This is a genomic window from Mesorhizobium sp. LEGMi-168a (assembly GCF_058312955.1).
Genome location: NZ_JBZEGV010000039.1, coordinates 41143 through 48819 on the forward strand (window position 1 = coordinate 41143; position 7677 = coordinate 48819).

General features: G+C 61.8%; 10 protein-coding genes. 7 read left to right on the forward strand and 3 right to left on the reverse strand.

Annotated elements, in window-relative coordinates; translation table 11 throughout:
- The first annotated feature begins 132 nt into the window (after positions 1–132).
- Together AC4FWB_RS31015 and AC4FWB_RS31020 are read left to right on the forward strand one after the other, a co-directional pair.
- Complete coding sequence (locus AC4FWB_RS31015; protein ID WP_491030032.1) at positions 133–471, forward strand: ArsR/SmtB family transcription factor; 339 nt, start codon at positions 133–135, stop codon at positions 469–471.
- Positions 472–527: 56 nt separating this feature from the next.
- Positions 528–1325: a TrmH family RNA methyltransferase gene (locus AC4FWB_RS31020; RefSeq protein ID WP_491030033.1), complete on the forward strand. Its 798-nt coding sequence runs from the start codon at positions 528–530 to the stop codon at positions 1323–1325.
- 50 nt (positions 1326–1375) lie between these two features.
- Here AC4FWB_RS31020 and AC4FWB_RS31025 read toward each other — a convergent pair whose 3' ends face one another.
- Positions 1376–2521: a coiled-coil domain-containing protein gene (locus AC4FWB_RS31025; protein WP_491030034.1), complete on the reverse strand. Its 1146-nt coding sequence runs from the start codon at positions 2519–2521 to the stop codon at positions 1376–1378.
- A 140-nt stretch (positions 2522–2661) separates the two neighbouring features.
- A complete protein-coding gene (locus tag AC4FWB_RS31030) occupies positions 2662–3243 on the reverse strand; it encodes a DUF1134 domain-containing protein (RefSeq protein ID WP_491030035.1) in 582 nt (193 codons plus the stop codon).
- A gap of 343 nt (positions 3244–3586) precedes the next feature.
- Between AC4FWB_RS31030 and chpT the strand changes: the two genes are divergently transcribed.
- Entirely contained in the window at positions 3587–4216 is a 630-nt protein-coding gene (gene chpT, locus AC4FWB_RS31035; protein WP_491030036.1) for a histidine phosphotransferase ChpT, read from the forward strand.
- Positions 4217–4450: 234 nt separating this feature from the next.
- On the forward strand, positions 4451–4819 hold the full coding sequence (locus tag AC4FWB_RS31040) for a response regulator (RefSeq protein ID WP_491030037.1): 369 nt from the start codon (positions 4451–4453) through the stop codon (positions 4817–4819).
- Between the two features lie 65 nt (positions 4820–4884).
- Here the strand turns inward: AC4FWB_RS31040 and ctrA are convergent, their stop codons facing one another.
- The gene (gene ctrA, locus AC4FWB_RS31045; protein WP_006203583.1) at positions 4885–5580 is read right to left on the reverse strand and encodes a response regulator transcription factor CtrA; all 696 of its coding nucleotides are present in this window, start codon (positions 5578–5580) and stop codon (positions 4885–4887) included.
- 448 nt (positions 5581–6028) lie between these two features.
- Between ctrA and AC4FWB_RS31050 the strand changes: the two genes are divergently transcribed.
- The 3 genes from AC4FWB_RS31050 (at position 6029) to AC4FWB_RS31060 (ending at position 7533) form a co-directional block, all read left to right on the forward strand.
- Positions 6029–6406, forward strand: coding sequence for a flagellar export protein FliJ (locus AC4FWB_RS31050; RefSeq protein ID WP_320230015.1), 378 nt, complete (start codon positions 6029–6031; stop codon positions 6404–6406).
- Positions 6407–6740: 334 nt separating this feature from the next.
- Positions 6741–7322, forward strand: a complete 582-nt coding sequence (locus AC4FWB_RS31055; protein WP_491030038.1) for an NADP-dependent oxidoreductase — start codon at positions 6741–6743, stop codon at positions 7320–7322.
- The gene (locus AC4FWB_RS31060; protein WP_491030039.1) at positions 7294–7533 is read left to right on the forward strand and encodes a zinc-binding dehydrogenase; all 240 of its coding nucleotides are present in this window, start codon (positions 7294–7296) and stop codon (positions 7531–7533) included. Before AC4FWB_RS31055 ends, AC4FWB_RS31060 begins: the two co-directional genes overlap by 29 nt.
- The last annotated feature ends 144 nt before the right edge of the window (positions 7534–7677 follow it).

The window sequence follows — 7677 nt, forward strand, 5'->3', positions numbered from 1 at the left end:
CTTGAGATTTAGATAAAATGATCTACCTTTCGTTGCAGCGCTGATTCAGCGGCGCTTCCTGACCTGAACATCGTGGAATCAGCCACCATTGCCCCCATGGCGGCTGGATGAGCCAGAAAACATGGGGCATCTATGATCTCGAGCAAGCTAGTCGCCAATGCCGAATCGGCTGCCGCGTTTCTGACACTCATGGGCAACGAGAAGCGGCTGCTGATCGTCAGCTATCTGATCGAAGGCGAAATGTCGGTCGGTGCCATCGCCGAGAAAGTCCGGTTGAGCCAGTCCGCTCTGTCGCAGCATCTGGCCAAGCTGAGAGCGCTCGACATTGTCGAGACGCGCCGCGACCGCCAGATGATCTATTATTCCTGCAAATCCGATGCGGTACGCGAGCTGCTTCGCATGCTGGAAGGCATTTTCGGCGACGGCGACCTGTCCCAGATGGCCTACAGGATGCGCCGCGCCGGGGCTTGACCCGCGCTCTCCAAAGCCCCTTACCTCGCTGACGATCGTTCGCCGGCGAGATTTGCATGAACCTCATCCCCATCGACGACCCGCAGGATCCGCGTGTCGCCGCCTACCTCGACATCCGCGAGCGCGACCTCGTCGGCCGCCACGGTCGCTTCGTCGCGGAAGGCAAGGTGGTGCTGGATCTTCTGTTGACGGCCGGACGCTTTGCGGCGGAGTCGGCTCTCATTCTGGAAAACAGGCTGGCGGGCCTGGAGGGCGTCTTGCGCAAGGCGCCGGCGGACTTTCCGGTCTATGTCGCCAAGGGCGAGGTCATGGACCGGATCGCCGGCTTTCATATGCATCGCGGCATATTGGCGATCGGCGTTCGCGGCACTCCTCGACCAGCGGAGGTTTTGCTCGAAACCTTGCCGGCAAACGCGCTGGTCGTGGTTCTGGTCGGCATATCCAATCACGACAATATGGGCTCGATCTTCCGCAACGCCGCGGCCTTTGGCGCGGACGCCGTGCTTCTCGATCCCACCTGCTGCGATCCGCTCTACCGCAAGGCGATCCGCGTTTCGGTCGGCGCGGCGCTAAAAGTCCCTTTCGCCCCCTTCGGCGACGCCATGAGCTTGATTGCGATGCTCGACCGGCTGGGCTTCAGCCAGTTCGCGCTCTCGCCGCACGGCGAGACCGACATTCGCGCCGCGCAAAGAACGTCGCGGCTGGCGCTCTATCTCGGCACGGAAGGCGAAGGCCTGCCTGAAGCCCTGCTCATCCGGCTGCGGACGGTACGGATCGGCATGGCGGAGGGTTTCGACAGCCTGAACGTTGCCGCCGCTTCGGCCATCGCTCTGCACCACTTCTCGAAACGATAGCTGTCCAGCAAGCAGGGACAGCGCCGCCTGGCCGACTGGCTGCGTTTGGATCAGCTGGTTGGGTCGGCCTTCTGAAGGGCCCTTACACGGTCCGCGAGGCTGATGCCGCGCTCGCCCGCGCCCTGCTGCCCGTCGCGAGGGGTCGCCAAGGCCTTCACAATCGGCGAATCCGGCCTGTCCAGCTTCATCGTCAGGTTGACGACCTCGGCCGCCAGTTCGTTCATCTGTTCACGAAGCGCCGCACCGGCGCGTCGCGCGTCGCCGGCCTGTTCGGGCCTCGCCGTTTCGAGCGTGGCAAGGTCGGTCTTGAGCCGCTTGTTCTCACGCGCCAGCGCCGTCAGCCTCGCCTCCAGCCGCTCCCGATCGCCTTCGAGCTTGGCGATGGCCTTGTCGATGCCTTCGACCTCGCCAACCTGGCGCGTTCCATTGTTTGCCTCGGCACCCTGCTTTGAGCGTTCGCGCATCCGGGCAAGCTCCTTCTCACGCCTGTCGAGCTTTTCCTCGCGGTCGGCAAGGGTCGCAAGCAGCCGCTCGACTTTCTTGTCCAGTTCGGCTGCCCGCTTCTTTTCCGCCTTGAGCGTGTCTCGGACTGCTTTGCCTTCCGCGGCGATTTCCTGATTGCGCCGGTCCGCTTCCTTGCGCTGGCTGCGCAGCATCGCAATATCATTGGCGAGCTTGTCCAGTTCCGATTCACGAGCCACGAGCTCGATCTGGCGGTTGCTGGATGAGAAGCTGGCATCATCATACATCTGCTCGAGCTTTTGCAGCTCCAGCGCGCGCTTCTCCAGGGAGCGCTCCGTTTGCCCCAGCTTTTCCGACAGCTTGCGCAGTTCTTCCTCGCGCTGCCGGAGCTCCGCGTTCCTGGCCTGCAGGTCCGAAAGCGCCTGGTTCTTGTCCTTCGTCTCGACCGCCAGCCCCTTCAGGGCCTCGCGGCCGCGACCGATCTCGACCAGTTGCTCGGCCGCCTTCTCCTTGAGGCTCTTGATGTTCATCTCGAGCCGGCGCGTGTTCATGGCGAATTCGGCGCGGACCCGGTCCTTTTCAGCCAGGATCTCGGCGGGCGTCAGCGGCATTGAGGCCTCGAGGCGCCTGCGCGTCAGAACGACGGCCCGCCGCCAGACGGCCGGCGCAATCAGCGACACCAGAAAGACGGCGCAGAGGAAGCCGAGTGCGAAGAACAGGATCGACTGGACCAAGGTGGACTATTCCGTATGCAAGGCGGCAATCCGCCAATGCCCGACTGTGCCATCTTGGCATGGCGGAAATCCAGCGCCGCGGCAAGAGCATGCCGCGGCGCGATCGGTCTTATCCGGGCGGTTGTGGCAATCCTGTCCGCTCAGAACGGATTCCAGGTCGCCCGTTCCGTAAGCTTCAGGTAGCCGAGATTGACGCCGAGCCGGGCGCCGACGCCGGTGCGGATCGGAACGATGAGCACCCTGTTGCTCTGCAGCACGTTGAAGCCGACGCCGGCCACGACATAGGCGGAGCCGGCGACGCCGCCGAAGCGATTGTAGAGGCTGCTGATGTCGTCGAGATTGTAGACCAGCATCATCACGCGCGACCCTTCGCCGCCGAAATCCCAGCCGAGCGATGGGCCTTGCCAGAACACCTTATGGTCGCCGGCGTTCTTGGTGTAGAGCGTGCCCTCGCCGTAGGTCAGGCCGCCGATCAGCGCGCCGGATCCCTCCTCGCCGAGCAGATAGCCGTTGGGCAGGCCGTAGGACGCAAAGATCTTTTCCACGACGGTGGCGAGGCCGCCCGACGTCGCGCCGAAGAACTTGTGGCCGGAATCGATGATCTCCTGCGCGGTGTATTCCTGGGCCCGCGACGCGGAGGTTGAGAAGATGAGAACACCCATGAGGGCGATCGTCATGGTGAGGACGCGGACGAGAGTCCGGTCATAGAATCGGGAAAACATGCTTCCAATCTCCGTCAGGGAGCACTTTCGCCGACGCCTCGTACCCCTACGGCTCTTGGCGGCCGCTTCGAGATGACTATCACGGGCAAACTATGCCGTAATCCTTTTTCAACCATTAAGCTGGCGCAGGAAGATGGCGGTTCGAAGGCTTGCGGCCCGACATGGCCCCTTCGGCTTGCTTTTCGCGGCGTGAATGCAGCATTTTCGCCATCCGCGGTTGCGGATTTGTTGATGCGCGGGCGGGCGCTGTGTATTCAGAAAGCCTTGGAAAGAGCGTGATTCGCGTGGCGGGCGCGAAATCGGTCGCTCGGCCATGAATATGTGAACTAGCAGGGATTCTCCGATGGCCGAGCTCTTCACCCTCTCCGCCCCCGATCTGGCGGCGCTTCTGTGCAGTCGCGTATGCCACGACATCATTTCGCCGGTCGGCGCCATAAACAACGGCCTCGAATTGCTCGACGAAGGCGGTGCCGACGAAGACGCCATGAAACTGATTCGTCAGAGCGCCAGGAACGCCTCGGCGCGTCTGCAATTTGCCCGTATCGCCTTCGGCGCCGCCGGCTCGGCCGGCATGATGATCGACACCGGCGACGCCGAGGCTGTGGCCATTGCCTTTTTGAAGAACGAAAAGCCGGAGCTGATCTGGAACGGTGCCCGCGCGCTGCTACCCAAGAACAAGGTCAAGCTGCTGCTCAATCTCATTCTCGTCGCCAATGCGGCCATACCGCGCGGCGGCAAGCTGGTGGTCACGCTGGAGAACCTCGAGACCGAACCGCGTTTTTCGCTGTCGGCCAGCGGCCCGATGCTGCGCGTGCCGCCGAAATTCCTCGAGCTGCATTCCGGCCACAAGCCTGAGGAAGCGATCGACGCCCATACGGTCCAGCCCTATTACACGCTGCTTCTGGCGCGTGAAGCCAACATGACGATCTCGATCCATGCAACCGCCGACGAGATCGTCTTGTCGGCGGCTTGAGGCAAAGGCCAAGAACAGACCAAGTATTTATTTCCGGTGATATTGCTGCTTGCAGTGCGAGAAAAGCAATTTCTGCCATTGCCGGCGTATTGGCATGGCGGTGAAAAACCGTGCCATGCGTCTATTTGGAAAAACTTTACCTAACGGCTTTTCGGCTTCTTTACCAGATTGCTCTAGGGTGCCCCACGGTTACCGGAGGTTGCCGGTTCGGCAGATGGCAAAGAGGGCCCGGAAATGAAGCGCTGCCTGTTCGTGGACGATTCGAGCGTCATCAGGAAGGTCGCAAAGCGTATCCTTGGCGGTTCGGACATCATGGTCGTCGAAGCGGCCACCGGGCTTGATGCGATCGAGATTTGCTCCGGCGACATGCCCGATGTCGTCGTTGTCGACGGCGGCTTGCCGGACATGCAGGCGGTCGACCTCATTCGCCGCATCCGTGCCATCGAAAGCCCCGTCAAGCCGCAGATCCTGGTCTCGCTCGTCGAAGTCGACGTCGGCTCGATCATGCGGGCGAAGCGTGCCGGCGCCCAAGGCTATCTCTTGAAGCCCTTCAATCGGGCACAGTTGCTCGAGAGCTTCCGCTTCCTGAAGATCGCAGCCTGAAGCTTTCGATACCAAAAAACGAAAACCCGGCCGGAGCCGGGTTTTTTGAATCGCTTGGTCGTAGATCAGGCGCTGACGCGGATGTCTTCCGGCTCGCGCAGCACATAGCCGCGACCCCAGACCGTCTCGATGTAGTTCTGGCCGCCGGACGCCGCGTCGAGCTTCTTGCGCAGCTTGCAGATGAAGACGTCGATGATCTTCAATTCCGGCTCGTCCATGCCGCCATAGAGGTGGTTGAGGAACATTTCCTTGGTCAGCGTCGTGCCCTTGCGCAGCGAGAGCAGTTCCAGCATCTGGTATTCCTTGCCGGTCAGGTGCACGCGCTGGCCGCCGACCTCGACCGTCTTGGCGTCGAGATTGACCACCAGGTCGCCGGTGGTGATGACCGATTGGGCATGGCCCTTGGAGCGGCGCACGATGGCGTGGATGCGCGCCACCAGCTCGTCCTTATGGAAAGGCTTGGTCATGTAGTCGTCGGCGCCGAAACCGAGGCCGCGCACCTTGTCCTCGATGCCGGCCATGCCGGAGAGGATCAGGATCGGCGTCTTGACCTTGGAGAGGCGAAGCGTGCGCAGCACCTCGTAACCCGACATGTCGGGAAGATTGAGATCGAGAAGGATGATGTCGTAGTCGTAAAGCTTGCCGAGATCGACCCCTTCTTCGCCGAGGTCGGTCGTATAGACGTTGAAGCTTTCCGATTTCAGCATCAACTCGATGCTTTGTGCGGTTGCACTGTCGTCTTCAATCAGCAGAACACGCATTTCATTCCCCTTTTCTGCTGCCGGACCGCGTCACGACCCGTCCGGAACCCGGAGCAGTGATTGCCTGAACAGAAGGTGCCACCGACTGGTTAACAAATCCTAATTTCGTGCTGGTCACGATATCAGATTTTTTAACCCCTTTCTACACCCACTTGAATCTAATAACGAATCACGGACCCAAATCGCTCACGTACCACATTAATAAGCCAGCCTAAGTGACTCCAGAGACTCGCAGGCCGCGCTTCCCGCCGACGCCGGAATTTTTACCCGGCCTTAAGTCCTCGCCCGTATGATTAACAATGCCCGTAAACGAATGGTTACCGCCGGCAAAAATCTTTAGGGCTTTGTTTCCCATAGTGGGGGGAAAGCCGGGGGAAACGGGCAACGCATGGGCCTTTCCAGGCCGATGGGACGATATGCAGGTGTGCGTTTTGCGGAGTACCGAGTCATGAAGTCACGTGAAAACCTCGTTCGGCTGAAGCAGTTTCAGGTGAATGAGAAACGGCGCCAGCTCTTGCAGCTGGACATGATGATCGCCGAGTTCGAACGCATGGCCGTCGAATTGGAGGCGCAGATCGTCGCCGAAGAGAAAAAAGCCGGCATCACCGACATCAATCATTTTGCCTATCCGACCTTCGCCAAGGCGGCGCGCCTGCGCCGCGACAACCTCAGGAACTCGCAGGGCGACCTCGCCCAGCAACGAACCATGGCCGAATCACTACTCGGCGAAGCTGAAGCGGAGCTTTCCAAGGCGGAGATGCTGGAATCGCGCGACAGCAAGATCCGCGATGCGGATATGGGCGGCCGCAGCGCCATGATCGGCTGAGCCAGCGCGCTAAAGCATGTCTCCGAAAGTGGGACCGGTTTCGGGACAAAGACATGCGTAAAATCAAAAACCTAAAGCGCACGGAGCGAATCTGAAAGATCGCGACGCGCTTTAGCCGCTATCGCCGGGGCCGGCCGGCGTCGCCCTTGAACCGCGCCAGGACGGATCCTGCTCGCGCTTCCCCTTCAGGGCTGCATTGCCATATCATCCTGATGGTCCGCCGATGCCCGTGCGCGGGCCTCCTTGATGTCGGGCGCATGTTCTTCAGCCCAGGAGCGGATCTGGCTGAGCAGCCCCGCCAGGTTCTGCCCAAGCTCCGTCAGTCGACGGCGCCGTGCGCGGCGGCTTTTACCCGCGGCTTGGCGAACCGCCCTTCATTCTCGGCTGGGATATTTCCGGAACCGTCGAGGCGCTGGGCGCCGGCATGGGCGCCTTCAAGGTCGGCGACGAGGTGTTCGGCATGCCGCGCTTTCCCAAACAGGCAGGAGCCTATGCCGAGCTCGCGGCCTCGCCGGCGGACGAGATCGCCATTAGGCCCGCCGGCATCGATCATGTCCATGCGGCGGCGCTGCCGCTCGCCGGTCTCACCGCTTGGCAGGGTCTTGTCCGCCACGGCCGCATTCAATCAGGCCAGCGCGCGCTGATCCATGCCGGCGCCGGCGGCGTCGGCCATCTGGCGGTGCAGATCGCCAAGGCGCGCGGCGCCTATGTCGTCTCGACCGCCAGCCCGGACAAGCTCGATTTCGTCCGCTCGCTCGGCGCCGATGAGGTCGTCGACTATACAAAGAGTGATTTCGCGGAGCATGCCGGCGATTTCGATCTTGTGCTGGAGACGCTCGGCGACGATCACGCCGAAGACTCGCTGAAGGTGCTGCGAAACGCGCGGCGTGCTGGTCTCGCTGCTCAACGTCCATGACGCGACAAAGGCGAAGGCAAAGGATCGGCACATCCGCGTCGAGCGCATGTCGGTGGTGCCTGACCGCGAAGGCCTTGTCGAGCTCGCCAAGCTGGTCGATGCGAAGAAGCTGTCGCCGCATGTGGCGAAAACCTTCCCGCTCGATCAGGCGGGCGCCGCCCAAGCCTTCCTTGCCACCCGGCCGATCGGCAAGGTCGTGCTGACGGTCTGAGTGGAAGGAGTTCCAGAATCGGCATAGGGGCGTGGAGGTTATCTCCACGTCCCCTGCCACACCACCCGGCATGCGGGTCCGCACCGGGCGGTTCGTTGGGTTGAGGTCAACTGGCAAGCTGGGGCAGGCCCAGCCTGTCGAAGA